The sequence below is a fragment of the Bradyrhizobium sp. NBAIM03 genome, from assembly GCF_020194055.1.
In the GTDB taxonomy this organism is placed as follows: Bacteria; Pseudomonadota; Alphaproteobacteria; order Rhizobiales; family Xanthobacteraceae; genus Bradyrhizobium; species Bradyrhizobium yuanmingense.
Genome location: NZ_JADYVS010000193.1, coordinates 1 through 426, shown reverse-complemented (window position 1 = coordinate 426; position 426 = coordinate 1). Strand labels below are relative to the sequence as shown.

Below are 426 nucleotides of genomic sequence, written 5' to 3'. Positions count from 1 at the left end.
GTTTGAGCATGGGATCCGGGTGGATTCCGGTCTTACCCCGCTTAACAGCTATGAAAACCGTGTCTATCAATTTCAGGACGAAGATCGTCGACGTTTTGTCGTCAAATTTTATCGCCCTGAACGTTGGACAGCCGATCAAATCCTCGAAGAACATCAATTTGCGTTGCAGCTGGTTAACGATGAAGTTCCGGTCGCAGCACCTGTGGCCTTTAATGGTCAGACTTTATTGAACCATCAGGGATTTTATTTCGCTGTTTTTCCAAGCGTCGGTGGTCGCCAGTTCGAAGCTGATAATATCGATCAGATGGAAGCGGTTGGGCGTTATTTAGGGCGTATGCACCAGACGGGGCGCAAACAGCTTTTTATCCATCGCCCGACCATCGGTTTGAATGAATATCTCATTGAGCCACGCAAGCTGTTTGAGGA

The 426-nt window shown here is 48.1% G+C and carries 1 pseudogene; it reads left to right on the top strand.

The window, feature by feature from the left end:
• Positions 1-426, top strand: a pseudogene (gene srkA / locus I6F21_RS38045) (stress response kinase SrkA); the annotation flags it as partial.